Origin of the sequence: Nocardioides donggukensis, from assembly GCF_014842875.1 — a bacterium.
Taxonomy (GTDB): Bacteria; Actinomycetota; Actinomycetes; order Propionibacteriales; family Nocardioidaceae; genus Nocardioides; species Nocardioides donggukensis.
Map to the genome: position 1 here is coordinate 745,191 of NZ_JACYXZ010000001.1, position 24,493 is coordinate 769,683.

Genomic DNA, 24,493 nt, shown 5'->3' on the forward strand with positions numbered 1-24,493 from the left:
GGTGCCCTCGCCCGGCGCGGCCGCGGTGTCAGGATCTGCTGGGGTCACGTGATCTGGCCTCCTCGGTGTGCTGTCGGCCAATGTAGTGCCCATGAGCACCGGCCCCGACCCGCGCCCACCCCTCGACGGCTCCCGCCTGCCCGCCTCCGTGGAGGTGGAGGGGGAGGTCGCCTCGACCAACGCCGTGGTGGCCGAGCGGGCCCGTGCCGGCGGGCCGGACGGCCTGGTCGTGGTGGCCGAGCACCAGACGGCGGGCAGGGGCCGGCTGGACCGGACCTGGCAGGCCCCGGCCGGCACGGCGCTGACGTTCTCGATGCTGCTGCGCCCCGACCTGCCCGCGGCCCGATGGCCGTGGATCCCCCTCTGGACCGGGTACGCCGTCCACACGGTGCTGGCCCCCCGGCTCCCCGGACTCGGCCTGAAGTGGCCCAACGACGTGCTCGTCGAGAGCCGGAAGCTGGCCGGCATCCTGCTCGAGCGGGTCGAGACGCCGACCGGTCCGGCCGCCGTGGTCGGCGTCGGGCTCAACGTCGCCCAGACCCGGGACGAGCTGCCCGTGCCGGAGGCCACCTCGCTCGCCCTCGAGCTGGGCGGGGCCGGGGGCGCACCGGACCGGACGGAGCTGCTCGCGGCGCTGGTGGGGTCCCTCACCGAGCACCGACCCCTGCTGACCCGGCCCGCGGACCTGCGCCGGGCCTACGCGGACGTCTGCCGGACCGTCGGGAGCGCGGTCCGGGTCGAGCTGCCCGGCGGGGGGACGCTGACCGGGCGGGCCGTCGACGTCGACGCCGACGGGGGCCTCGTGGTGGAGGGCCCGACCGGCCGGGAGGCGGTGCGGGCCGGCGACGTCGTCCACGTGCGCGCCGCGGATCTTTGACATGATCGGGGGGTGGCCATCTCCCGCAACCTCCTGAACGACGGCGAGCACGTCGTGGTCTCGACGCGCACCCACCCGAAGGTGATGTTCGTCCCGCTCATGGTGCTGCTCCTGTCGCTGGCCGCGGCGACCTTCCTCCAGGGCATGGGCGGCGACGGCCCCGCCGGCACCGTGCTGCACGTCGGCGCCTGGGCGGTCGCCGCGGTGCTGATCGTGTGGTGGGCGCTCCGCCCGTTCGTGCTGTGGGTGACGACGACCTACACGTTCACCAACCGGCGGTTCATGAAGCGGGCCGGCCTGATCGCCAAGACCGGGCGGACCATCCCGTTGAACAGGATCAGTGGTGTCGACTTCGAGATCGGCGTGATCGACCGGATCTTCGGCTGCGGCACCCTGGTCGTCTCCGACGCCAGCGAGCTCGGCCGGGTCGAGCTGCACGACATCCCGCGGGTCGAGCACGTCCAGCTGCTGGTGGCCGAGGAGCTGCACCGGATCTCCGAGGGCACGCAGTCCGACGATGGCACCTGAGGACCCGGGCGAGCGGCGCCCGCTCACCCGCGCCGACCTCGAGCGGGCGATCCTGCACGAGGAGCCGGTCTACACCGCCTCCGAGGTCGCGGGGCAGGGCGAGATGCTCGAGCAGTCGCGGCGGCTGTGGCGCGCCCTGGGCTTCCCCGAGCACCCCGGCGACGAGGTGGCCTTCACCCAGGGCGACGCCGGGGCCCTGGCCACGCTGCGTACGGCCATCGACGGCGGGGTGCTGGACTTCGACACCGCGCTGAACCTGACCCGCGCGGTCGGGCAGACCATGGCCCGACTCGCGGACTGGGAGGTCGCGACGCTGGTCCCGATGCTGGAGGAGATGGCGACCCGGCCCGGGAGCGGCGGCAGCCGGCTCGGCGCCGCGCTGAGGATGGTCGAGTCCGTCAACGGTCCCTTCGAGGCGCTGCTGGTCTACGCGTGGCGCCGGCACCTGGCCGCGTCGGTCGCCCGGGTCGAGGCCCTCGGCTCCGACGACGAGGAGCTCAAGACCCACGAGGTCACGGTCGGCTTCGCCGACATCGTGCAGTTCACGGCGCTGTCCAACGACATCGGGGAGGAGCGGGTCGGCGACCTGGTCGAGCTCTTCGAGTCCCGCTGCTCCGACGTCGTCGCCGCCCAGGGCGGCCGGATCATCAAGAGCCTCGGCGACTCGGTCCTGTTCGTCGTCGACGACGCGGCGAGGGCCCTGGTGATCGCCGAGGGCATCATCACCGTGATCGGGCGGGACCCGCGGATGCCGGACATCCGGCTCGGTCTGGCCAGCGGGGGAGTGGTGCTGCGGCTCGGTGACGTCTTCGGCCCGCCGGTCAACCTGGCCTCGCGGCTCACGGCGGTCGCCCGCCGCAACCGGGTGATCATCGACGAGACGACCGCGGCGCTCCTGCCGGAGGAGGAGTTCGAGACCCGTCGGCTGCCGGCCCGCCCGGTCCGCGGCTTCGGCCTGGTCGAGCCCATCGCCGTACGCCGCCGGTGACCCGGGCAGTAGGCTCACCGACCGTGCCCGCCCAGACCAGCCCCGCGGCCCCGACCGTCGCCGTGATCGGCGGCGGCCAGCTGGCCAGGATGATGGCGCAGCCGGCCGTCGCCCTCGGCGTGCCGCTGCGACTGCTCGCCGAGGCCGAGGGGGTCTCCGCCGCCCAGGTGATCGGCGACCACGTGGTCGGCGACTACCGCGACCTCGACGTCCTGCGGGACGTGGTCCGCGGCTGCGGCGTGGTGACCTTCGACCACGAGCACGTCCCGACCGGCCACCTGCACGCGCTCGAGTCCGACGGGCTCGCCGTCCGGCCCGGGCCCGAGGCCCTGGTGCACGCCCAGGACAAGGCCGTCATGCGGGAGCGGCTGTCGGCGCTCGGGATGCCCTGCCCCCGGCACGCGGTGGTCGCCTCGATCGCCGACGTCGAGGCGTTCGGCTTCCCCGCGGTGCTCAAGACCACCCGGGGCGGCTACGACGGCAAGGGCGTCTGGGTGGTCCGGGCGGCCGCGGACTGCGCCGACGCGTTCTCGGCCGCCGAGCGGACCGGCGTGGCGATCCTCGCCGAGGAGCTCGTGGACTTCCGCCGCGAGCTCTCCGCGCTGGTGGCCCGTTCCCCCAGCGGCCAGGCCGCGGCGTACCCGGTCGTCGCCTCCACCCAGGTCGACGGCGTCTGCCGTGAGGTCGTCGCCCCCGCGCCCGACCTCGACCCCGCGCTCGCGGCGACCGCGCAGCACGTCGCCCTGACGATCGCCGGCGAGCTCGACGTGACCGGGATCCTCGCCGTGGAGCTCTTCGAGACCACCGACGGCCGGGTGCTGGTCAACGAGCTCGCGATGCGCCCGCACAACACCGGCCACTGGACGCAGGACGGGGCGGTGACCAGCCAGTTCGAGAACCACCTCCGGGCCGTGCTCGACCTGCCGCTCGGCTCCCCGGCCCCGCGCGCGCCGTGGACGGTGATGGTGAACATCCTCGGGGGGCCCGAGGACACCGGCCGGCTCTACGACGGCTACCCGCACGCTCTCGCCCGGGACCCGCACCTGCGGGTGCACCTGTACGGCAAGGCGTTGCGCCCGGGACGCAAGGTGGGGCACGTGAACGCCTACGGTGAGGACCTAGACGACTGCCTGGAGCGGGCCCGTCACGCGGCGGCGTGGTTCCGTGGCGACCTCGGCGACGAAAGTGAGTGAGGAATGACGGAACTCGAGACCGGTGCCGCGCGGGTCGGTGTGGTCATGGGGTCGGACTCGGACTGGCCGGTGATGCAGGCCGCCGGCGAGGCGCTGGAGGAGTTCGGCGTCGGGTGGGAGGCCGACGTGGTCTCCGCGCACCGGATGCCCGACGAGATGCTGGCCTACGGCCGCGAGGCCGCCGGTCGCGGGCTGCGGGTGCTGATCGCCGGCGCCGGGGGCGCCGCCCACCTCCCGGGCATGCTCGCCGCGGTCACCCCGCTGCCGGTGATCGGGGTGCCGGTGCCGCTGGCCCGGCTGGACGGGCTCGACTCCCTGCTCTCGATCGTGCAGATGCCGGCCGGGGTCCCGGTCGCCACCGTCGCCATCGGCAACGCCCGCAACGCCGGTCTGCTGGCGGTCCGGATCCTGGCGGCCGCCGACCCCGACCTGCAGCGGCGGATGGTGGACTTCCAGGCCACCCTCCGCGACACGGCCCAGGACAAGGGCCGGGTGGTGCGCGACGCCGCCGCCGGACCGCGCAGGCTGGGGTTCTGAGCGGCCGGTCGCACGGCCCGCGCCTCGTCGGACTGGACGTCGCGCGCTGCGTGGCCCTGCTCGGCATGGTCGGCACCCACCTGCTGGACCAGCGGGACCCGCTGACCGGGGAGCTCGCCCTCGGTCAGGCCCTCGCCGGCGGCCGGGCCTCGGCCCTGTTCGCCGTGCTCGCCGGGGTCACGCTGGCCCTGGCGACCGGGCGCCGGACGCCGCCCCGCGGGCGGGAGCGGGTGGCGGCGTCGGCCGGCCTCGTGGTCCGGGCCCTGCTGATCGCGGCCGTCGGCCTGCTGCTGGCCGAGGCGGAGTCCGGGCTGGCGGTGATCCTCACCTACTACGGGCTGCTCTTCCTTCTGGGGCTGCCGTTCGTCGGGCTGGGCGCCCGGGCACTGCTGGGACTGGCGGCGGTGTGGACGGTCGTCACCCCGGTCCTCTCGCACCTGGTGCGTCCCGAGCTCCCGGAGCGCGGCTTCTCGAGCCCGCAGCTCGAGCAGCTCGCCGAGCCCGGCCGGCTCGTCAGCGAGCTCGCGTTCACCGGCTACTACCCGGTGGTGCCGTGGCTGGCCTACCTGCTCGCGGGCATGGCACTGGGGCGGATGGACCTGTCCCGCCGTCGGCTGCAGGCGGCCCTGGCGGTCGGCGGCGGCGCCGTGGCAGTCGCGGCGACGGTGGTCTCGCACGCGCTGACCCGGCGAGCCGACGTGACCCAGGCGCTCCTCGCCGAGCCGCCGTCGGCCGGAACCGGGCCCGAGCTGCTCGACCGGATCTCGACCGGCCTGGCCGGCACCACGCCCACGGGGGGTGCCTGGCAGTGGCTGCTCGTGGTCGCGCCGCACAGCGGCACGCCGTTCGACATCGCCCAGACCATCGGCAGCGCGCTGCTCGTGGTCGGCCTGTGCCTGCTGGTGGTCGGGTCCCTGCCGGCGGTCGCCGAGCGGGCCGTCGCCGTGCTGTTCGGGGCGGGCACGATGACCCTGTCGCTGTACTCCCTGCACGTGCTGATGCGGACCCCGGAGGTCTGGCCCCGCGAGCAGCCGGGCGCGTTCTGGCTGCACGCGGTGGTGCTGCTCGGGATCGGCGCCTGGTTCGCCGCCTGGCGCCAGCGGGGCCCGCTGGAGCGGGTGGTCGGCGGACTGGCCGGGGCGGCGGTGTCGGGGCTGTCGCCGCGCCGCTGACCGCGGTCAGCCCCCGCGCTTGCCCCACTCGATGGCCGGGCAGGTGTCCATCACCATCGGCACCCCGGCCGCGGTGGTCCGCTTGAACGCCTCCTGGTCGACCACGCCGAGCTGGAACCACACGCCTCCGGCACCGATCTCGACGGCCGCGTCGGCGAACTCCCCCGCCAGGTCCGAGCGGCGGAAGACGTCGACCACGTCGACCGGGAACGGGATGTCGGCCAGCCGGGCGTAGCCCTGCTCGCCGAGCACGACCGGCGCGTCGGGGTGCACCGGGACGATCCGCTTGCCGCGGTCCTGGAGCAGGCTCGCGATCCGGTACGCCGTGCGGTCCGGCCGGCCGGACAGGCCGACCACCGCCCAGGTCTTCGCCTCGTCGAGCATGTGGTCGACGTGCTCCCGGTCCTGCCACTGGCTGTTCGGCTGGCTCATCCCCACGACGGTAGCCCGGGAGGCGTGAGACCCCGGTTAGCGATCGATTACCCGACGGTAGGATGGGGGCATGGCTGACGAGCACCCGATGTATGCCCAGATGTTTGCCCTGTCCGAGGAGCACCAGGCGATCCGCGAGGCCGTCCGGGCCGTCTGCGACGCGAAGGTCGCCCCCCACGCCGGGGACGTCGACGAGCAGGCGCGCTACCCCGAGGAGGCGGCCGCGGCGCTCCAGGCGGCGGACTTCCACGCCCCGCACGTGCCCGAGGAGTACGGCGGCGCGGGGGCGGACGCACTGGCCACCGTGCTGGTGATCGAGGAGGTGGCCCGCGCCTGCGTGTCGTCCTCGCTGATCCCGGCCGTGAACAAGCTCGGCTCGCTGCCGGTCCAGATCGCCGGGTCGGAGGAGCTGAAGAAGACCTACCTCGGCAGGCTGGCCGCCGGTGAGGGCGGGTTCTCCTACTGCCTCTCCGAGCCCGAGGCCGGCTCCGACGCCGTCTCGATGAAGACCAAGGCGGTGCGCGAGGGCGACCACTGGGTGCTGAACGGGGTGAAGCGCTGGATCACCAACGCCGGCGTCTCGGAGTTCTACACGGTCATGGCCGTGACCGACCCCGACGCGCGGGCGAAGGGGATCTCGGCCTTCGTCGTCGAGAAGTCCGACGAGGGGGTCTCGTTCGGCGCCCCCGAGAAGAAGCTCGGGATCAAGGGCTCGCCGACCCGCGAGGTCTACTTCGACAACGTGCGGATCCCCGCGGACCGGATGATCGGCGAGGAGGGCACCGGCTTCGAGACCGCGATGCGGACCCTCGACCACACCCGGGTCACGATCGCCGCCCAGGCCGTCGGCGTCGCACAGGGGGCGCTGGACTACGCCCTCGGCTACGCGAAGGAGCGCCAGCAGTTCGGCACGCCGATCGCCGACTTCCAGGGTCTGCAGTTCCTGCTCGCCGACATGGGCATGAAGGTCGAGGCCGCCCGGCAGCTCACCTACGCCGCGGCCGGGCGCTCGGAGCGGCAGGACCCGGACCTGACCTTCTTCGGCGCGGCGGCCAAGTGCTTCGCCTCCGACGTCGCGATGGAGGTCACGACGAACGCGGTGCAGGTGCTCGGCGGCTACGGCTACACCCACGACTACCCGGTCGAGCGGATGATGCGCGACGCCAAGATCACCCAGATCTACGAGGGCACCAACCAGGTGCAGCGGATCGTGATGGCCCGCCAGCTGCTGGCCGGGGTGCAGTCCGAGCTCTGAGCGGCTCGCCCCCGGTGAGGTCAGGCGCGGGTCGTCCGCAGCGCGCCGCGCAGCATCAGCAGTGACGGCAGCTGCAGCACCGCGACCCCCACGACCAGCGCGGTCCGGTGGTCGTCGTACAGCGCCCCCGCGACGCCGCCGCCGAGCAGGGCCGCGACGCCCTGGAACGCCGCGAACACGCCGTACGCCGTCGCCAGCCGGCCCTGCGGCACCAGGTCGGCCACCAGCGCCTTGACCGTCGAGTCCTGCACCCCGGTCGCGGCACCCCAGACCAGCACCCCGGCAACCGCCACGGCCAGGCTGCCGGAGAGCGAGAGCGCCGGGACGGTCGCGATCAGCAGGGGCAGGGCGTAGAGCACCCGGGCGCTCCACCGGTCGTAGGCGAAGCCGGTCGCCAGGGCCGCGACCGCCTCGGCGGCCATGGCCGCGGCGTACACGAGCGGCACGACCGCCAGCGCCACCAGCCCGGCGTCGACCAGGTGGAACGAGATCACGCCGAAGGTCATCAGCCCGAGCGTGCCGAGCGCGCACGACAGGGCGAAGGCGTAGAAGCGGCCGGGAAGCCGGAACGCCGTGGTCGGATCGGCGCCGGACGTCGGCTCGGCCCCGGTCGCCGTCCCAGTCGCCGTCCCAGTCGCCGTCCCAGGCGCCGGCCCCGGGAACCGGCGCCGGAGCCGGGCCAGCAGCGCGAGTGCGAGCACCCCGGGGACGGCCAGCAGGGCGAAGGCGGGCCACACCACTCCGGTGAGGGCCACGACCCCCGCCACCAGCAGGGGACCGGCGAACGCCCCGACCTGGTCGAGGGCCTTGTGCACGGCGAAGCCGCGACCCCGTCCGACGCTCCGGGCGACCACCGCGAGCAGGGCCGACTTGGAGGGGCTGCGGATCGCCTTGCCGGCCCGCTCGACCACGATCAGGGCCGAGGCCAGCGCGAGGCCGGCCGCCCCGACGAAGGGGGCCACCGCCAGCAGCGGCACGCAGACGGCCGTCATCGCGTAGCCGAGGTAGGTCAGCGCCCAGTGCCGGCCGGTGCGGTCGGCCATCGGCCCGGACACCAGCCGGAGGACCAGCGCGGTCGCCTCGCCGGCCCCGGTGACCAGCCCGACGGTCAGGGCGGAGGCGCCGAGGGTGCCGAGGAACGGCCCGGCCACCGAGCGCATGCCCTCGTAGACCATGTCCGCGGACAGGCTGACCAGACCGAAGGCGGTCACCGCCCGCCACGGCGACCACACGGCCGCCTCCTCCGGGGTCCGGTGCGCTCGCGCGGTCATGCGCCGATCCTCGCGCACCGCCGGTGGACGCTAGCCTGCCGCCATGACCCAGACCGCCCAGGAGATCGCCCAGGCGTCCGCCGCGGCCATGTGGGCCGGCGACCAGGCCAGCCAGGCCCTTGGCATGAGCATCGACGACGTGGGACCCGGGACCGCCACGCTGCGGATGACCGTCCGCGAGGACATGGCCAACGGCCACGATATCGGCCACGGGGGGCTGACCTTCACGCTCGCCGACTCGGCGTTCGCGTTCGCCTGCAACTCCTACAACCGGGTCACCGTGGCGGCGGGCGCCGAGGTCAGGTTCCTCGCCCCGACCCGGGTCGGGGACGTGCTGGTCGCCACGGCGACCGAGCGCAGCCGGGAGGGTCGCGACGGCCTCTACGAGGTGGTCGTCCGCTGCGGCGAGGTGGTGGTCGCCGAGTTCACCGGCCGCAGCAAGGAGCTGCGCGGCTCGCTCTACTGACCGGCGGGTGGCCGGCCACCCCGCGTCGAGGCGTCAGCCGGTGACCGACTTGGACAGCCCGGTCGGCGTGCAGAGGTCCTTGCCGATGCCGTCGGTGTCGTCGTCGATGATCCGCTCGAACATCTGCTGCGAGCGCTCCTCGTCCCAGTTCACCGCGAGGTCGCGGATCGGGACGCCGCAGGTCAGGCCGTTCTCGCCGTTGGCCCGGGTCATCGCCCACGCGAAGCGGCCCAGCGCGATCGGGCCGGTGCCCTCGCTGACGTCCACGGTGCGGGCGCCGGCCATGTTCACCGACCAGTAGCGGAACGGGTTGATCACCGTCCACGGCGAGACCGCCTTGCGGCCGATCTCGGAGACCACCTCGCGCTGGTGCCGGGCCCGGGTGATGTCGCCGTACTGGGCGTCGGTCTTGCGGGACCGGGCGTAGCCGAGCGCGGTGACGCCGTCCGCCTCCTGGCAGCCCTTGGCCACGTCGAGGTTGGCCTGCTTGTCGACCATCTTCTTCTCGGGGCAGATCTCGATCCCACCGACGGCGTCGACCACGTCGACGAAGCCGCCGAAGCCGATCTCCACGTAGTGGTCGACCCGGATGCCGGTGTTCTGCTCGATCGTGCGGACCAGCAGCTTCGGGCCGCCGAACGCGTAGGCGGCGTTGACCTTCTGCGTGCCGTTGCCGGGGATGTCGACGATCGAGTCCCGGGGGATCGACATCAGCAGGTTCGGCCCGGAGCCCACGTGCAGCAGCATGATCGTGTCGGTGCGCTGCCCGGACGCCCCGCCGGTCCCGAGCTCCTTGCGCTGCTCCTCGGAGAGGTCCTCGCGGGAGTCCGAGCCGACCACGAGGTAGGTCGTCCCGTCCTGCTCGTCGGGGCGTTCGGCGTCGGGGAAGGCCTCCACGGTGGAGATCTGGCTGAACGCGAAGATCGGCACCGCGACCAGGAAGATCAGCCACAGCAGCAGGAGCAGCCCGAGCCAGCGGAACGGACGGAACCGCGGGCGTCGGCCGAAGCGGCGCGGCGGCCGCGAGCCACCCCCCGAGCCGCTGGTGCGGGTCGCCGGAGGGGGCTGGTGCGGCGGCTGGTGCGGGGCTGGTCGGGTCGCCGGCATCACCCGGGTCGAGTCGGGGGAGCCGGAGCCCTGCCCCGAGCCCTGACCGGCGTCGGGGCGGATCATCTGGGTGGCGTCGTCGGCAGCCGGACCACGCTTCCCGTAGAGCCAGTCGTACTCCGGAGTGCCCGGCTCGGGTCCCTGTCCGCGGTCTGCCATGGCGCGAACGCTACCGTGCCGGACATGACAGAGGACCGCTCCGTACTGCCACCGAGCCACGGGCGGGTCGCGCTCTCGATGATCATGCACGCGCGTGAGGCCAACCTGCTCGGCAACGTCCACGGCGGCGAGATCATGAAGCTGGCCGACTCCACGGCCGGTGCCGTGGCCCAGCGGCACAGCGGTGGTCCCGCGGTCACCGCGGCCCTCGACGAGATGGCGTTCCTGGCACCGGTGCACGTGGGTGACATCGTCCGGACCTCCGCGCAGGTGAACTGGGCCGGCCGGTCCTCGATGGAGATCGGGGTCCGGGTCGAGGCCGAGCCGTGGACCGACGCCTCCAGCGAGCCGGTCCACGTCGCGTCGGCGTACTTCGTCTTCGTGGCCATCGACGGCGAGGGCCGCCCGCGCCGGATCCCCGGCCTGCGCCCGGAGTCGCCCGACGAGGTACGCCGCGAGCGCGAGGCCGAGATCCGGCGGGCGCACCGGCTGGCCGGCAAGCAGGAGATCGCCTCCGGGCGCGGCGAGCGCTGAGAGCGCCCGGCGCGCCGTTCCGCCTGTGGCCCGTGTGACTGGTGATACTGGGCCGGACAACCTGGCTTCCCCACCAGAGAGGTTCGTCGATGCCTCCCGCTCACGACCGCGCGGCCAAGATCCGCTTCCGACGAGCCGTCACCCTCATGGTCATGACGCTCGTCCTGCCGGGGTCCGCGCAGCTCGTCGCGGGGCGCCGCGAGACCGGTCGGCTGGCCCTGCGGATCTGGGCGGGGCTGCTCGCCGTCGGCCTGGCCTCGCTGCTGGTGGCCTGGGTGTGGAGCGGCTTCGTCTTCGCGGTGATGTCCGCGCCGCTCCTGCTCGGACTGCTGCAGTGGGCACTGGTGGCGCTGGCCCTGGGCTGGGCCTACCTCTTCGTCGACGCCTGGCGGCTCGGTGAGCCGCTCACCCTGGTCCGCCGGCGCCGGCTGGTGGTGGTCGGGATCAACGGGCTGCTCTGCTTCACCGTGGCCGGGACGCTGCTCTTCGCCTCCCACCTGGTCGGCACCGGGCGCGGGGCGCTCGCGGCGGTCTTCGGGGACACCGTCGTCGCCGGCGCCAGCGACGGCCGGTTCAACGTGTTGCTGCTCGGGGGCGACTCCGGCGCCGGCCGGTGGGGCCTGCGGCCGGACTCGATGACGGTGGCCAGCATCGACGCCGAGACCGGCCGCACCGTGCTGGTCGGGCTCCCGCGCAACCTGCAGGGCTTCCGGTTCGCGGAGGGGTCGGTGATGGACGAGCAGTTCCCCGACGGCTTCGACTGCGACGGGTGCTACCTCAACGGGGTCAGCACCTGGGCGATCGACAACCGCGAGCTGTTCGGCAGGTCCCGCAACCCGGGGGTGGACGCGACCATCGAGGCCGTGGAGGGGGTGACCGGGCTGGACGTGAGCTACTGGGCGATGGTCAACCTCGCCGGGTTCAAGAACCTGGTCGACGCGGTCGGCGGCCTGGAGCTGACCGTCCGGGACCGGATCCCGGTCGGGCTGCCGCACGAGGACTACTTCCACTACATCCAGCCCGGCACCCGGGTGCTGAACGGTCACGACACGCTGTGGTTCGCCCGGGCCCGGGAGGGCTCCGACGACTACTCGCGGATGGCCCGACAGAAGTGCGTGATGAACGCGTTCGTGGAGCAGGTCAGCCCGCAGACCGTGCTGACCAACTTCCGCGGCCTGGCCGACGCGGCCGGCTCGACGCTCAGCACCAACCTGCCCCGCAAGGAGGTCGGCCGGTTCCTCGACCTGGCCCTGAAGGCGAAGGGCCAGAGGATCTCCTCGGTCTCCCTGGTCCCCCCGGCGATCAACACCGCCGACCCGGACCTCGACCTGATCCGGGAGAAGGTCCAGGAGGCGATCGACCGGGCCGAGGGGACGGGGACCGCGGCGACACCCAAGCGCAAGCCGAAGCGGCCGGCCGGCACCCAGACCGGAGGCTCGCTCGGCACCCGGGACGGCGGGTACGCCGCCAACGACTCCGACGACCTCGCGGCCGCCTGCTGAGCACCTCTAGGGTGGTCGCCGTGCCAGCCCCCGACCCCCAGCCCCCCGAGCGCCCCGAGCGGCCCGACGGCTCGTCCCCGCGGATCGTCGCGGTGGTCGTCACCTTCAACCGCCGGGCGCTGCTGGAGCGGCTCCTCGCCGTGCTCCGGCGTACGCCCGGGCTGGCCGAGGTCGTGGTCGTCGACAACGCCTCGACCGACGGCACCGGCGAGCTGCTGGCCTCGGCCGACGGCACCGGCGTCCCGGTGCACGCGGTGACCCTGCCGGAGAACCGGGGCGGCGCCGGCGGGTTCCACGCCGGTCTGGCCCTCGCCCTCGAGCGCGGCGCCGACCTGGCCTGGCTGATGGACGACGACGGGGTGCCCGAGGACGGCTGCCTGGCCGCGCTGCTCGAGCACGGGGACGAGTTCGACTTCTGGGGCCCGGCGGTGCTGGCCGAGCAGGACCCCTCCCGGCTCTGCTTCCCGATCCGGATCCCGGGGGGCTCCTCGGTCGTGCACCGGATGGCGGACGTCGAGGCGGCCGCCGTCGGGGGAGTGGTCCCCGACATCGTCATCCCGTTCAACGGCGTGCTGGTCACCCGGGCGCTGGCCGAGCGGATCGGCCTGCCCCGTGAGGAGTTCTTCATCTGGGGCGACGACGTGGAGTACCTCTGGCGGGCCCAGCGCGACGGCGCGCGCGTCGGCACCGTCGTCGGCAGCCGGTTCCTGCACCCGGCGACCGACGACCTCGGCACGCCGCTGATGTTCGGGCGGACGACCTACAACCACTCCCCGTCGGACCTCAAGCACTACTGCATGGCGCGCAACAACACCGTCAACCTGCGTGACCACCGCGGCTGGCCGCACGTGGCGGCGTTCCTGCTCAAGACCCTGTGGTTCTACACCCTCACCCGGCCCTCGGCCGCCCGGCTCCGGCTGAGCGCGTCCGCGGTCCGGGCCGGCCTGCGCGGGGACTTCACCGGGCACCGGAGGTTCCTGGGATGACGACGGCGGGCGAGTCGGTGGCGGTGGTCGTGGTGACCTACAACCGCGCCCACCTGCTCGGCGGGATGCTGGCCGGCCTGGCCGGGCTGACCCGCACCCCCGACGCGGTCTTCGTCATCGACAACGCCAGCTCCGACCACACCCGGGCCGTGCTCGACGCCTGCACCGACCTCCCCCTGCGGGTCACCACGACCGAGGAGAACCTCGGCGGCGCCGGCGGCTTCCACCTCGGCCTCTCGCAGGCATGGGAGGCCGGCTTCGACCGGATCTGGCTCATGGACGACGACGTCGTGCCGGCACCGGACTGCCTCGAGGTGCTGCTGCGCCACGACTGCCCCTGCCTGATGGCGGTCCGGGAGGACCTCTCCGGCCGGCTGGTCGAGAAGTCGGCCACCCGCTTCGACCTGCGCAACCCGCTCGCGATCCGACCCAAGACCGCCAGCGTGGAGACGACCTACGCCGACCGGTCGGCGATGCCGGACCTGGTCCCGCTGGACGTGGTCGCGTTCGAGGGCTTCCTGATCCACCGCCGGGTCATCGACGCGGTCGGCCTGCCGGACCCGGCGTACTTCATCTTCTACGACGACGTCGACCTCGCGATCCGGGCCCGCCGGGCCGGCTTCCCGATCGCCGCCGTCCGGGACGCGGTGCTGGTCCGGCAGCTCGACTTCGACCAGCAGCACGCGCTGGACACGTGGAAGGGCTTCTACATGTACCGGAACCTGTTCGCCGTACACTTCCGGTACGGCGAGAACCTCGCGGTCCGCCTGAAGCCGTGGCTGATCACCCTCGCGGTGGTGCTGCTGAGCCCCCTGCGGGGCGGTCGCGGCGAGGCCGGCAACGTGGTCCGGGCGCTCCGCTCAGCCCGGGGGCTGAGGCACCCGCCGACCTGGCCGGTCGCACCGGATCATGCTCCCGCCCGCCGTGAACCGTAGACTGTCCCACCGCGCCGATCCCCTAGGAGATATCGCCCTTGTCTGCCCCTGACCTCGTCGTCGTCGGCTCCGGCTTCTTCGGACTGACCATCGCGGAACGCTGCGCCTCCGAGCTGGGGCTGAAGGTCCTCGTGCTCGACCGCCGGCACCACCTGGGCGGCAACGCCTACAGCGAGCCCGAGCCCGAGACCGGGATCGAGGTGCACGTCTACGGCGCCCACCTTTTCCACACCTCCAACGAGAAGGTCTGGGAGTACGTCACCCGGTTCACCGAGTTCACCAGCTACCAGCACCGGGTCTTCGCGAAGTACCAGGGGCAGGTCTACTCCTTCCCGATGAACCTGGGGCTGATCAACCAGTTCTTCGGCAAGAGCCACACGCCGGACGAGGCCCGGGCGCTCATCGCCGAGCAGGCCAGCGAGATCGACACCGCGGACGCGGCGAACCTCGAGGAGAAGGGGATCAGCCTCATCGGCCGGCCGCTCTACGAGGCGTTCGTCAAGGGCTACACCGCGAAGCAGTGGCAGACCGACCCGAAGGACCTCTCGGCCGACATCATCAGCCGGCTCCCGGTGCGCTACAACTTCGACAACCGCTACTTCAACGACAAGTACGAGGGCCTCCCGGTCGACGGCTACACCGCCTGGCTGGAGCGGATGGCCGACCACCCGAACATCGAGGTCCGGCTCAACACCGACTTCTTCGACGTGGCCGAGGAGTTCAAGGGCACAGTCCCGATCGTCTACACCGGCCCGGTCGACGAGTACTTCGGCAACTCCGAGGGGCGCCTGTCCTGGCGCACCGTGGACCTCGAGCCGGAGGTCCTCGAGGTGGACGACTTCCAGGGCACGTCGGTCATGAACTACAACGACCAGGAAGTCCCCTACACCCGGATCCACGAGTTCAAGCACTTCCACCCCGAGCGCACCTACCTGCCCGGCAAGACCGTGATCGTGCACGAGTACTCCCGGTTCGCCGAGGAGGGGGACGAGCCCTACTACCCGATCAACACCGCCGAGGACCGCGCCAAGCTGCTGAAGTACCGCGAGCTGGCCAAGAAGGAGCCGATGGTGCTCTTCGGGGGCCGGCTCGGTACCTACAAGTACCTCGACATGCACATGGCGATCGGCTCGGCGCTGACCATGTTCGAGAACAAGCTCCGCCCGCACTTCGCCGAGGGCGCCGAGCTGACGAGCGGAGGGGTCGACGAATGAGCACCGCCACCCGCAGCCTGCAGCGCCTGGTGCTGCCGACCGACCGGGACACCGACGTCTTCCCGCTGTACGTCGACCCGGAGCCGGCGCAGCTGGACGCCGACAAGTACGAGATCGGCACCAACAAGAACGCGCAGGCCATGAACAACGCCTCGCTGCGGCAGTCCGTCGGCAGCGGCGCCGGCCTGCACCCCGACCAGATCCTGGGGCGGCGCAGCCTCCGGGTCGAGGCCGGGGAGCGGCTCTCCTTCGGCACCTACTTCAACGCCTTCCCGGCCGGCTACTGGCGGCGCTGGACGATCGTCACCGACGTCACGCTGAGCGTCACCCTCTCCGGCCGCGGCTCCAGCCTCACCGTCTACCGGTCGATGGCCAACGGTCGGTCGCAGCGGGTCGACTCCGGGGTCACCGAGAACGGCGCAAGCACCACCTTCACCTTCGACCTGCCGCTGAAGCCGTTCGTCGACGGCGGCTGGTACTGGTTCGACGTGACCGCCGGCGAGGAGGACGCGGTCGTCGAGGGCGCGGACTGGACCGCCGAGGTGCCCGAGGACCGGGTCGCCAACGGCACCACCACCGTCGGCATCACCACGATGAACCGGCCCGACTTCTGCGCCAAGCTGCTCGTGCAGATCGGTGAGGACGAGGACCTGCGCCCGTTCCTCGACGAGGTCTTCGTCGCCGAGCAGGGCACCGACAAGGTGGCCGACTCGCCGATCTTCGACCACGCCCGCAAGGCCCTCGGCGACCGGCTCCGGGTGGTCGAGCAGGGCAACCTCGGCGGCTCGGGGGGCTACGCCCGCGGTCAGCTGGAGACGGTGCGCCGGGGCACGGCGACGTACTTCATGTGCATGGACGACGACGTGGTCTGCGAGCCGGAGGGGATCATCCGCGCGGTGACCTTCGGCGACCTGGCCCGCCGCCCCACGATCGTGGGCGGGCACATGTTCAGCCTGTTCTCACGCTCCCGGCTGCACAGCTTCGGCGAGATCATCCAGCCGTGGCGGTTCTGGTGGGAGTCGCCGCCGACCGTGCAGACCGACTGGGACTTCGGGGCCCGCAACCTGCGCTCGGCGCGGTGGCTGCACCGACGGATCGACGTGGACTTCAACGGCTGGTTCATGTGCCTCATCCCGACCCAGGTGCTGCGCGACGTCGGCCTGTCCCTGCCGCTGTTCATCAAGTGGGACGACTCCGAGTTCGGGGTCCGGGCCAAGGAGGCGGGCTACCCGACGGTGACCTTCCCGGGGGCGGCCGTGTGGCACGTCCCGTGGACCGACAAGAACGACGCGCTGGACTGGCAGTCCTACTTCCACCAGCGCAACCGGTTCGTGGCGGCGCTGCTGCACTCGCCGTACGAGCGGGGCGGGCGGATGGTCCGCGAGAGCCTGAACCACCAGATCAAGCACCTCGTGTCGATGCAGTACTCCACCGTCGAGCTGCGGCACAAGGCGCTCGAGGACGTGCTGCGCGGACCGGGTGCGCTGCACGGCGACCTCGCCGGCAAGCTCCCCGAGATCCGGGCCTTCGCGAAGGAGTTCACCGACGCCCGGCTCGAGGCCGACCCGGACGCGTTCCCGCCGGTGCGCCGCAAGAAGCCGCCGCGCAAGGGCCGGGACGGCACCGAGATCCCCGGTCGGCTCTCCCAGCTGGTCACCGCCGGCCTGGCGCCGCTGCGGCAGCTGAAGCCGACCCGGGACCTGGCCAAGGAGTACCCCGAGGCCGAGGTCGTGGCGATGGACGCGAAGTGGTACCGGCTGGCCCGCTACGACTCCGCGGTGGTCTCCATGCCCGACGGCACCTCGGCCGCGCTCTACCGACGCGACCCCGAGCGCTACCGCGACCTGCTGAAGCGGACCGTGGAGATCCACCAGCGCCTGCACCGCGAGTGGCCGCGGCTGGCCGCGGAGTACCGCGACTCGCTGTCGGAGATCACCGCCCCCGAGGCCTGGGAGGCCACCTTCGGCATCGGCCCGGAATCGACGGGTGGGGACTGAGCACGTGACGATTCTGGGTGGCCGGCGGCGGGGCGGGCCGACCGGGCCGGCCGACGAGGAGCTGCCTCCGCTGGTCGCGCCCTCCGCGACGAGCGGTCTGCTGGAGGTGTTCCGGCGCCGCTACCTGCTGCGACTGCTGGTGCGCCGGGAGATCTCGGCGCGCTACCAGGGCTCGTTCCTGGGCCTGTTCTGGTCCTACCTGCAGCCGGCCTTCCGGCTGGCGATGTACTACTTCGTCATCGCGGTGGTGCTGGACCGGGGGATCGAGAACTTCGCGATCCACCTGTTCACCGGGTTGGTGATCGTCCACTTCTTCACCGAGTCCTTCGGCGCCGGCACCCGCTCGATCGTGCGGAACAAGGCCCTGGTGCAGAAGATGGCGGTGCCCCGGGAGATGTTCCCGGTGGCCTCGATGCTGGTCTCGGCCTACCACGTGGTGCCCGGCATGGTGCTGCTCACCGGCTTCTGCCTGGCGCTGGGTTGGACCCCGGACCTGGTCGGCATGGCGGCCGGCCTGCTCGGGTTCGCGCTGGTCGCGGTCCTCGGCACGGCCCTCGCGCTGCTGTTCAGCGCGGCCAACGTGTTCTTCCGGGACTTCAGCAACGTCGTGCAGACGCTGACCCAGTTCTCCACGTTCAGCGTGCCGATGATCTACCCCTACACGTTGATCCAGGAGCGGTTCGGCGACTTCGCCCAGTACTACCTGGTGAACCCGCTGGCCGAGGCCGTGCTGCTCCTCCAGCGGGCGTTCTGGACCGGCACCACGGACGACCCGGCGGCCACCGCCGCCGAGCACATGCCCGACAACCTCTTCCAGCTCGGGTTCATCCACCTGGGCGTCGCGCTGGTGGTGCTGGCGGTCGGGCAGTACGTGTTCACCCGTCTCGAGAACAAGATCCCGGAGCGCCTCTGATGTCCACCGCCGTCTCCTCCGGCGCCCCCGAGTCGATCGTCGTCGACGACGTCTCCAAGCAGTTCACGATCCGCTACCACCGCACGATCAAGCAGATGTCGGTGGCCGCGGTCCGCGGCCAGGAGCTCAGCAACACCTTCAACGCGCTCGACCGGGTCTCGTTCACGGTGCGCCAGGGCGAGTCGATCGGGCTCATGGGTCTCAACGGCTCCGGCAAGAGCACCCTGCTCAAGCTGATCAACGGGATCATGCGGCCCGACTCGGGCAGCCTGCTGACGCGTGGGCGCACCGCCGGTCTGATCGCCACCGGCGCCGGCTTCCACCCTCAGCTCTCCGGCCGCGAGAACATCTTCCTCAACGCCGCCGTCCTCGGCATGAGCGAGGCGGAGACTCGCCGCAAGTTCGACGACATCGTCGAGTTCGCCGACGTCGGGAAGCACCTCGACAGTCCCGTGGGCCACTACAGCTCGGGGATGTTCGCCCGGCTCGGCTTCGCGGTCGCGATCCACGTGGACTCCGACATCTTCCTCGCCGACGAGGTGCTGGCGGTGGGGGACAAGCCGTTCAAGAAGAAGTGCCTCGAGCGGATGCAGGAGGTCCGGGACAGCGGGCGGACGCTCTTCTACGTCAGCCACGCCCCGGGGTCGGTGAAGAAGATGTGCGACCGGGTCCTGGTCCTCGACAAGGGCCGGCTCGCGTTCGACGGCGACGTCGCCGAGGGGATCCGCTACCTCAAGTACGACGAGCCGGCCGGGACCGACGAGGACGCCCAGGATGACGAGATGGGCAACGACGTCTGAGGGGTTTGGGGTAGTTTCGTCACCAGTACGGCGTGTCGACTGGAAATTACACGTGTGTAGTTACTCAGTTCCGCTGTCGCATGGCCTGTGACTGGTGTGAAACTTGTCGCTCAGTGTGATTCTTCCCCCGCACCGGAGTAGGCACCATGCGCCCCAGCAAGTCCCGATTCGTCACCGCCTGCCAGCAGCTCCTGGCCCTCGGTGCCGTCCTCGCCGTGCTCGCACCCGCCGTCGAGGTGCTCTCGCTCGACGTGGTCACCGCTCCCGGTGAGGCCGCTCCCGGCACCGCCGTCGCGCCCGGACGGCCCACCCTCGAGGCCCGCGAGTCGGTCCCGACGGCCGAGCCGGCTCCGACCGCCCGGGTGGAGACCGCGCCGGTCGAGCCGGTGGTCACCGAGGCCCCCCTGGATGAGCCGGTCGAGCCGGTCGAGCCCGCCGACGAGGGAGCGGACGGGATCGAGGACGGGTCGGGGGACAGCGCGGTGCAGAGCGCCCCGGAGCCGGTCGAGGGATACGGCGCGGTCGGGGTGACCTGGAGCGCCGAGAGCGACCTCGAGGAGAGCGACATCGCGGTCCGGGTCCGGACCCGCGACGGCGCCGGGTGGAGCGACTGGAGCGAGCTGGAGTACCACGACGAGCACGCGCCCGACCCGGGCACGCCGGAGGCGGAGGGCTCGCGCCCCGGCACGGAGCTGCTCCTGGTCGGCGAGGTCGACGAGGTGCAGGCCGAGGCGGTGACCGCCGAGGGCGTGTCGGTCCCCGCGGACCTGAGCATGGCCGTGATCGAGCCCGGCGAGAGCCGGGGGACCGAGGTCGAGGCGCCGGCGATCGACACCGCCACCCTCCCGGCCGACGAGCTGCCCGAGACCAGCGTCCCCAGCAGCGAGGGCGACCTCGCACTCCAGGCCGGGACGGTCACCTCGAAGCCCAAGATCTACTCCCGGGCCCAGTGGGGCGCCAACGAGCGGATGCGCAGCGGGTCGCCGAGCTACTACGAGGTGCACGCCGGCTTCGTCCACCACACGGTCAACGCGAACAACTACAGCAGGTCCGACGTCCCGGGGATCCTGCGCAGCATCTACGCCTACCACACGCAGACCCGCGGCTGGAGCGACGTCGGCTACAACTTCCTCGTCGACCGGTTCGGCCGGATCTGGGAGGGCCGCGCCGGAGGCGTGGGTCGTCCGGTCGTCGGCGCCCACACGGCCGGCTACAACGACTACGCGTTCGCCATGTCCGCCATCGGCAACTTCGAGCTGGTCCAGCCGTCGGCCGCGATGCTCGACGCCTACGGCAAGCTGATGGCCTGGAAGCTCTCCCTGCACGGCATCGACGCCTCGGACTCCTCGCAGCGGGTCGGGTCGCGCACCTTCCCGGCGATCAACGGGCACCGCGACGCCGGCTCGACGGCCTGCCCCGGCCGGTACCTCTACGCCCGGCTCGGGCAGATCCGGAACCTGGCGGACGGGTACCAGGCAGGCTGGAGCGGGCGGTCCCGCGAGACCGACCTGGTCGCCTCCGGCCACCCCGACCTGGTGGTCCGTCGCAAGTCCGACCAGGCAGCCTTCGTGCTTCCCACCGGCGGCTTCCTGCGGTTCACGTCCGGCCGCGGAGCCGGCCGGGGCTACGACAAGTACGACACCGTCGTGGTCAGCCCCGACCTCACCGGGGACGGTGAGGCGGACCTGTTCGTGCGCAACGAGAACGGCACGGCCGGCACCCGGCCGGGCACCAGCGGCCGGGGCTACGCGACCGCGATCCGGGCGACCGACGCGTTCCGCGGGCTGGACCAGATCACCGCGGTCGGCGACCTCAACGGCAACGGACACAACGACCTCGTCGCCCGCGACCCCCGGACCGGCACGCTCCACCTGTTCCGCGGCCGCGGCAACGGCGCCTTCCGTCGGGCCGAGCTCGCGACCGGCTGGAACGCCTACGACCTCACGATCGCCACCGGCGACCTCGACGGCGACGGCAGGGACGACCTGCTCACGCGCAGCGGCGACCGGCTCTGGCTGCACGCCGGCACCGACTCGGTGCGGCTGAAGCCGGCGGTCGCGGTCAACGGCCGGCACTGGGCCGACTGGGACACGATCACCGGCTTCGGCGACTACGACGGCGACGGCAAGGCCGACCTGTTCGTGCGCTCCCGCGCCACCAAGGACTCCTACGTGTACGGCGGCCGTGGGAACGGCCGGTTCCGCAAGCACTGGCTGGGTCCCTTCGGCCGGGTCCAGAAGCTGGGACAGCTGTCCGGCGGCCAGGTCCTGGGCAGCAAGCAGCCCGACCTGGTCGGGGTCAAGGACGACCGACTGGTGGTCGTGCGGCACGCCGGCACCAAGCACACCCTGGCCCGGGTCTCGCTCGGGAACGCCCTGGCGGGGGCCGACCAGGTCCTCAACGTGGGCGACTGGGACCGGGACGGCCGGGGGGACCTGCTGAGCCGCCGGGACGGCCAGATGCGCCTGCACCGCGGACTCGGGGGCGGCGACTTCGCCGCACCCGCGGCGATCGGAGGCGGGTGGGCCGGGGTGCGGCTGCTCGAGGCGGTCGGCGACGTGACGGGAGACGGCCGACCCGACCTCATGGGCCAGCCCTCGGGCAAGGCGATGCGGATCTACCCCGGCCGCGGCACCAAGGGCTTCTTCAAGAGCTACGTCGCCCGCAGCTCGATCGGAGCCTCCCGTCAGCTGGGCATCGGCCTCTGGGACGACGACGGCTCTCCCGACAACGCGTTCCGGGTCGGTGACCGTCTGGTGTGGTACCGGGGCAACGGCCCGGGCGGACTGACCGGTGGCTCCTCGTCGTTGGTCAGTCCCGACCTGGCGCCGTACGACTGGCTGGTCAGCGTGGGCGACGTCGACGGGAACGGCCGGCAGGACCTGGTGGCCCGCAAGGGCAGCCAGCTGTGGCTGCTGCCGGGCAGCCGCAAGGGGTTCAAGCAGCCCCGGTTCCTGGCCGGCGGCTACCGCGGCTACGACCTGGTGGGCTGAGACTCCGGTCCGCACCACTGGGCGGTGGCGCGCTCCTCGGCGTACCGCTGCTCCCAGCGCGTCGGGTCCGGGTTCGCGACCCAGACGGTGCCGCCGCTCCGGGTGAGCGGGGCCAGGAAGGTGGCCAACCCCGTCGGGGAAGCGGGGTTGGCCGCCGTCAGCAGGCGCCCGCCGGGGGTGAGCAGGTCGGCGACCTCGCCCCCGGTGGACGCCAGCGCCGTGCGCTGGCCGATGCCCGGCACCGCCTCGTCGTCGCCGGTCGGCGGGTCCCAGGCCACGAACGAGTCCGGTTGGGACCACACCTCGATCCCGAAGTCGAGCACGCCCGGCGGCACCGGGTCCGCGAAGCGGACGCCGAGCGGGCGCAGCGCGCAGGCGACGACCGGCGCACCGGTCTGGTGTCCCTCGGAGTCGGCGACCCTGGCCTCGAGCCCCTCGGGGCCGCAGACCACGGCGTCGGCGGGGCCCTCCCAGACGACGGTGAGTCCCACCGACCAGGCAGCCCCCAGGAACACCGGGCCGAGCCAGTGGGTGGGCAGGTCGACCAGCAGTCGCATCCCGCGCTCGAGGTCGGTCTCCTCGACGAGCAGCGAGGCGGTCTTGGCCACCCAGTTCGCGTAGGTCGTCACCGAGAGCTCGACCCGCTCGCCGGTGGCGTCGTCGTAGAACGTGACCAGGGGTCGCCCCGGGTCGCTGCGGAGCAGCTCGGTGAGGAGCGCGGGGAAGGTCTCGGCCATGGGCCCCAACCTACGTGCCGGGACGGCGGGCCCGGACCGGTGCGGTCGACTCCTAGGATGCGGCCATGTCCCGCACCCCCGCACCCGAGGCCGTGATCGTCGCGGGCGGCTTCGGCACCCGGCTCCTGCCGCTCACCGCACGCCGGCCCAAGCACCTGCTCGACGTCGGCGGGGTGCCGTTCCTGGAGCACCAGCTGGCCCGGCTGGCCGGTGTCGGGGTCGAGCACGTGGTGCTGGCCACGTCCTACCACGCCGACCTGTTCGCCCCGACCCTCGGCGACGGCAGTCGGTGGGGGCTGCGCCTGGACTACGTGCGCGAGGAGGAGCCGCTGGGCACGGGCGGGGCGATCCGCAACGTCGTCGGGGCCCTGCGCGACGATCCCGACGGGGCCGTGGTGATCCTCAACGGCGACGTGCTGTCGGGGCACGACCTCGCCGGCCAGCTCGCCGACTTCGACCGGCCGCGGGACGGCCGGAGGGTGGACGTCTCCCTGCACCTGGTGCGGGTCGCCGACGCCCGGGCGTTCGGCTGCGTGCCGACCGACGGGTCCGGCCGGGTGCTCGACTTCGTCGAGAAGTCGAACGACCCGGTCACCGACCAGGTCAACGCCGGGTGCTACGTCTTCCGGCGCGACGTCGTCGGGACGATCCCTCCGGGGCGGGTGGTCTCGGTCGAGCGGGAGACCTTCCCGGGGCTGGTCGCGGAGGGCCGACTGGTGACCGGCTTCGTCGAGTCCGGCTACTGGCGTGACGTCGGCACGCCGGAGGCCCTGGTCGCCGCCTCGCGCGACGTCGTGCTCGGTGTGGCGCCGACGCCGGCCGTCGACCCGGTGCCGTCGGGCGCCCGGGTGGCGGCGTCGGCGGTGGTGGGCGCGGCGGAGGTCGGCGGCGGGTCGGTGCTCATGGCGGGTGCCCGGGTCGGGGACGGCGCGCAGGTCCGGGGGAGCGTGGTCATGGGCGACGCCGTGATCGGCCCCGGCGCCCGGGTCACCGACTCGGTGGTCGGACCGGGCGCCCGGGTCGGCGCCCACGCCGTCCTGACCGGCGCCGCCGTCGGTGACGACGCCCGGATCGGCGACGGCGTCACGCTGGCCCCGGGGGCGCGGGTCGACTGCCACGCCCGGATCGACGGGCCCCGGGATCAGGCGGCGCCGGGCTCCGGGGAGTCGAGGTAGGGGTAGTCGATCATGAACGTGTCCAAGGCCTCGCCCGAGACCTCGGAGCAGTACTGCCAGACCCCGACCTGAGCGCTGGCGTCCTCGGCCGAAGCGTCCTTGCCGCCCTTGGACCAGTGCGTGAAGGCGACGTGCTGGTCGTCGGGGAAGGCCTCGCCGTCCTCGGAGGTCCACGGCACGGCCTTGAACTTCAGCCGCATGTTGTCGGTGCCCTGCAGCTTGTCCGCGATCGCGCGGATCTGCTCCATCTCCTGGTCGTCGGCGGCGATGGTCTCGTCGTACCAGAGGATCGTGTAGCCGTGCTCCAGGTTGTGCACCAGCTTCTCGACGTTGGGCCGGTCCGAGGCGGTGTAGAGCTTGCGCCCCATCTCGTCCGGGTAGACCTCGTGCTGGCCGAACGCCGGCGGCGCCTGGTCGTACTCGACCGGAGTCCCCGGGTCGACGTGCTCGGCGCTCCCGTTGGCCGGCTCGGTCTCCACGTCCTGGCAGACCGAGGCCGCGGCGCCGACGTCGCTCAGGGCGACGTCCTCGTACTGGCGCAGGTCCCACCACTCCTTGACCGGGCCGTACGCCGCCAGGCCCACGATGACCAGCGCCACCGCGACGCAGGCGCCGATGATGATCCGACCCTGGCGCTGGTCGGCACGCTTCTGCTGCATGCGGATCTGGTCGACGACGTCTCGTCGGTTCTGCTTGCCGGTCTTGGCCACGACGGGGAGCTT

Annotated in this window: 23 protein-coding genes; 18 read left to right on the plus strand and 5 right to left on the minus strand. The window is 72.7% G+C overall.

Annotation, left to right across the window (positions count from 1 at the left end):
- Positions 1–91 precede the first annotated feature (91 nt).
- From IE331_RS03610 to IE331_RS03635, 6 genes are read left to right on the plus strand one after another with little or no spacing between them, the layout of a single operon-like run.
- Positions 92–877 (plus strand): biotin--[acetyl-CoA-carboxylase] ligase, encoded by a 786-nt coding sequence (locus tag IE331_RS03610; RefSeq protein WP_192140553.1) that lies wholly within the window; start codon positions 92–94, stop codon positions 875–877.
- 12 nt (positions 878–889) lie between these two features.
- Entirely contained in the window at positions 890–1,405 is a 516-nt protein-coding gene (locus IE331_RS03615) for a PH domain-containing protein (RefSeq protein ID WP_192140555.1), read from the plus strand.
- Positions 1,395–2,393 (plus strand): adenylate/guanylate cyclase domain-containing protein, encoded by a 999-nt coding sequence (locus IE331_RS03620; protein WP_192140557.1) that lies wholly within the window; start codon positions 1,395–1,397, stop codon positions 2,391–2,393. Before IE331_RS03615 ends, IE331_RS03620 begins: the two co-directional genes overlap by 11 nt.
- 23 nt (positions 2,394–2,416) lie before the next feature.
- The gene (locus IE331_RS03625; protein ID WP_192140559.1) at positions 2,417–3,586 is read left to right on the plus strand and encodes a 5-(carboxyamino)imidazole ribonucleotide synthase; all 1,170 of its coding nucleotides are present in this window, start codon (positions 2,417–2,419) and stop codon (positions 3,584–3,586) included.
- Between the two features lie 3 nt (positions 3,587–3,589).
- Entirely contained in the window at positions 3,590–4,123 is a 534-nt protein-coding gene (purE, locus tag IE331_RS03630; RefSeq protein ID WP_192140561.1) for a 5-(carboxyamino)imidazole ribonucleotide mutase, read from the plus strand.
- Positions 4,124–4,155: 32 nt separating this feature from the next.
- Positions 4,156–5,295, plus strand: coding sequence for a heparan-alpha-glucosaminide N-acetyltransferase domain-containing protein (locus tag IE331_RS03635; protein WP_225579507.1), 1,140 nt, complete (start codon positions 4,156–4,158; stop codon positions 5,293–5,295).
- Between the two features lie 6 nt (positions 5,296–5,301).
- Here the strand turns inward: IE331_RS03635 and IE331_RS03640 are convergent, their stop codons facing one another.
- Positions 5,302–5,727 carry a CoA-binding protein gene (locus IE331_RS03640; RefSeq protein WP_225579341.1) on the minus strand — a complete coding sequence of 142 codons (426 nt, stop codon included), beginning with the start codon at positions 5,725–5,727 and terminating at the stop codon, positions 5,302–5,304.
- 70 nt (positions 5,728–5,797) lie between these two features.
- On the opposite strand from IE331_RS03640, the gene IE331_RS03645 reads away from it, so the two are divergent.
- Positions 5,798–6,982 carry an acyl-CoA dehydrogenase family protein gene (locus IE331_RS03645; protein ID WP_192140565.1) on the plus strand — a complete coding sequence of 395 codons (1,185 nt, stop codon included), beginning with the start codon at positions 5,798–5,800 and terminating at the stop codon, positions 6,980–6,982.
- 20 nt (positions 6,983–7,002) lie between these two features.
- Here IE331_RS03645 and IE331_RS03650 read toward each other — a convergent pair whose 3' ends face one another.
- Positions 7,003–8,253: an MFS transporter gene (locus tag IE331_RS03650; RefSeq protein WP_192140567.1), complete on the minus strand. Its 1,251-nt coding sequence runs from the start codon at positions 8,251–8,253 to the stop codon at positions 7,003–7,005.
- A gap of 43 nt (positions 8,254–8,296) precedes the next feature.
- On the opposite strand from IE331_RS03650, the gene paaI reads away from it, so the two are divergent.
- Positions 8,297–8,719, plus strand: coding sequence for a hydroxyphenylacetyl-CoA thioesterase PaaI (gene paaI / locus IE331_RS03655; RefSeq protein ID WP_192140569.1), 423 nt, complete (start codon positions 8,297–8,299; stop codon positions 8,717–8,719).
- Positions 8,720–8,752: 33 nt separating this feature from the next.
- On the opposite strand, the gene IE331_RS03660 is transcribed toward paaI, so the two are convergent.
- The gene (locus IE331_RS03660) at positions 8,753–9,985 is read right to left on the minus strand and encodes an LCP family protein (protein ID WP_192140571.1); all 1,233 of its coding nucleotides are present in this window, start codon (positions 9,983–9,985) and stop codon (positions 8,753–8,755) included.
- Positions 9,986–10,009: 24 nt separating this feature from the next.
- Between IE331_RS03660 and IE331_RS03665 the strand changes: the two genes are divergently transcribed.
- From IE331_RS03665 to IE331_RS03705, 9 genes are all read left to right on the plus strand, one after another.
- Positions 10,010–10,519: an acyl-CoA thioesterase gene (locus IE331_RS03665; RefSeq protein ID WP_192140573.1), complete on the plus strand. Its 510-nt coding sequence runs from the start codon at positions 10,010–10,012 to the stop codon at positions 10,517–10,519.
- 89 nt (positions 10,520–10,608) lie between these two features.
- Positions 10,609–12,021: an LCP family protein gene (locus tag IE331_RS03670; RefSeq protein WP_192140575.1), complete on the plus strand. Its 1,413-nt coding sequence runs from the start codon at positions 10,609–10,611 to the stop codon at positions 12,019–12,021.
- Positions 12,022–12,041: 20 nt separating this feature from the next.
- The gene (locus tag IE331_RS03675; protein WP_192140577.1) at positions 12,042–13,007 is read left to right on the plus strand and encodes a glycosyltransferase family 2 protein; all 966 of its coding nucleotides are present in this window, start codon (positions 12,042–12,044) and stop codon (positions 13,005–13,007) included.
- Positions 13,004–13,942, plus strand: a complete 939-nt coding sequence (locus tag IE331_RS03680) for a glycosyltransferase family 2 protein (RefSeq protein WP_192140578.1) — start codon at positions 13,004–13,006, stop codon at positions 13,940–13,942. Before IE331_RS03675 ends, IE331_RS03680 begins: the two co-directional genes overlap by 4 nt.
- A 38-nt stretch (positions 13,943–13,980) precedes the next feature.
- Complete coding sequence (gene glf, locus IE331_RS03685) at positions 13,981–15,156, plus strand: UDP-galactopyranose mutase (RefSeq protein ID WP_201931010.1); 1,176 nt, start codon at positions 13,981–13,983, stop codon at positions 15,154–15,156.
- The gene (locus IE331_RS03690) at positions 15,153–17,153 is read left to right on the plus strand and encodes a glycosyltransferase (RefSeq protein ID WP_192140579.1); all 2,001 of its coding nucleotides are present in this window, start codon (positions 15,153–15,155) and stop codon (positions 17,151–17,153) included. The genes glf and IE331_RS03690 overlap by 4 nt, the downstream gene beginning before the upstream one ends.
- A 4-nt stretch (positions 17,154–17,157) precedes the next feature.
- On the plus strand, positions 17,158–18,066 hold the full coding sequence (locus tag IE331_RS03695; RefSeq protein ID WP_201931012.1) for an ABC transporter permease: 909 nt from the start codon (positions 17,158–17,160) through the stop codon (positions 18,064–18,066).
- Positions 18,066–18,866 carry an ABC transporter ATP-binding protein gene (locus tag IE331_RS03700; protein WP_192140580.1) on the plus strand — a complete coding sequence of 267 codons (801 nt, stop codon included), beginning with the start codon at positions 18,066–18,068 and terminating at the stop codon, positions 18,864–18,866. Before IE331_RS03695 ends, IE331_RS03700 begins: the two co-directional genes overlap by 1 nt.
- Before the next feature lie 146 nt (positions 18,867–19,012).
- On the plus strand, positions 19,013–21,859 hold the full coding sequence (locus IE331_RS03705; RefSeq protein ID WP_192140581.1) for an FG-GAP-like repeat-containing protein: 2,847 nt from the start codon (positions 19,013–19,015) through the stop codon (positions 21,857–21,859).
- Here the strand turns inward: IE331_RS03705 and IE331_RS03710 are convergent.
- Complete coding sequence (locus IE331_RS03710; protein ID WP_192140583.1) at positions 21,841–22,596, minus strand: TIGR03089 family protein; 756 nt, start codon at positions 22,594–22,596, stop codon at positions 21,841–21,843. The two genes, IE331_RS03705 and IE331_RS03710, sit on opposite strands and share 19 nt — an antisense overlap.
- 65 nt (positions 22,597–22,661) lie before the next feature.
- Between IE331_RS03710 and IE331_RS03715 the strand changes: the two genes are divergently transcribed.
- A complete protein-coding gene (locus tag IE331_RS03715; RefSeq protein WP_192140585.1) occupies positions 22,662–23,771 on the plus strand; it encodes a sugar phosphate nucleotidyltransferase in 1,110 nt (369 codons plus the stop codon).
- Here the strand turns inward: IE331_RS03715 and IE331_RS03720 are convergent.
- Positions 23,738–24,481 (minus strand): DUF3105 domain-containing protein, encoded by a 744-nt coding sequence (locus IE331_RS03720; protein ID WP_192140587.1) that lies wholly within the window; start codon positions 24,479–24,481, stop codon positions 23,738–23,740. The two genes, IE331_RS03715 and IE331_RS03720, sit on opposite strands and share 34 nt — an antisense overlap.
- Positions 24,482–24,493: the final 12 nt, after the last annotated feature.

Coding starts and splice junctions, on each gene's coding strand:
- IE331_RS03665 (WP_192140573.1), top strand. CDS start 10,010: ATGACAGAGGACCGCTCCGTACTGCCACCGAGCCACGGGCGGGTCGCG.
- IE331_RS03670 (WP_192140575.1), top strand. CDS start 10,609: ATGCCTCCCGCTCACGACCGCGCGGCCAAGATCCGCTTCCGACGAGCC.
- IE331_RS03705 (WP_192140581.1), top strand. CDS start 19,013: ATGCGCCCCAGCAAGTCCCGATTCGTCACCGCCTGCCAGCAGCTCCTG.
- IE331_RS03620 (WP_192140557.1), top strand. CDS start 1,395: ATGGCACCTGAGGACCCGGGCGAGCGGCGCCCGCTCACCCGCGCCGAC.
- IE331_RS03715 (WP_192140585.1), top strand. CDS start 22,662: ATGTCCCGCACCCCCGCACCCGAGGCCGTGATCGTCGCGGGCGGCTTC.
- paaI (WP_192140569.1), top strand. CDS start 8,297: ATGACCCAGACCGCCCAGGAGATCGCCCAGGCGTCCGCCGCGGCCATG.
- IE331_RS03610 (WP_192140553.1), top strand. CDS start 92: ATGAGCACCGGCCCCGACCCGCGCCCACCCCTCGACGGCTCCCGCCTG.
- IE331_RS03660 (WP_192140571.1), bottom strand. CDS start 9,985: ATGGCAGACCGCGGACAGGGACCCGAGCCGGGCACTCCGGAGTACGAC.
- IE331_RS03690 (WP_192140579.1), top strand. CDS start 15,153: ATGAGCACCGCCACCCGCAGCCTGCAGCGCCTGGTGCTGCCGACCGAC.
- IE331_RS03700 (WP_192140580.1), top strand. CDS start 18,066: ATGTCCACCGCCGTCTCCTCCGGCGCCCCCGAGTCGATCGTCGTCGAC.
- IE331_RS03710 (WP_192140583.1), bottom strand. CDS start 22,596: ATGGCCGAGACCTTCCCCGCGCTCCTCACCGAGCTGCTCCGCAGCGAC.
- IE331_RS03640 (WP_225579341.1), bottom strand. CDS start 5,727: ATGAGCCAGCCGAACAGCCAGTGGCAGGACCGGGAGCACGTCGACCAC.
- purE (WP_192140561.1), top strand. CDS start 3,590: ATGACGGAACTCGAGACCGGTGCCGCGCGGGTCGGTGTGGTCATGGGG.
- IE331_RS03680 (WP_192140578.1), top strand. CDS start 13,004: ATGACGACGGCGGGCGAGTCGGTGGCGGTGGTCGTGGTGACCTACAAC.
- IE331_RS03650 (WP_192140567.1), bottom strand. CDS start 8,253: ATGACCGCGCGAGCGCACCGGACCCCGGAGGAGGCGGCCGTGTGGTCG.
- IE331_RS03645 (WP_192140565.1), top strand. CDS start 5,798: ATGGCTGACGAGCACCCGATGTATGCCCAGATGTTTGCCCTGTCCGAG.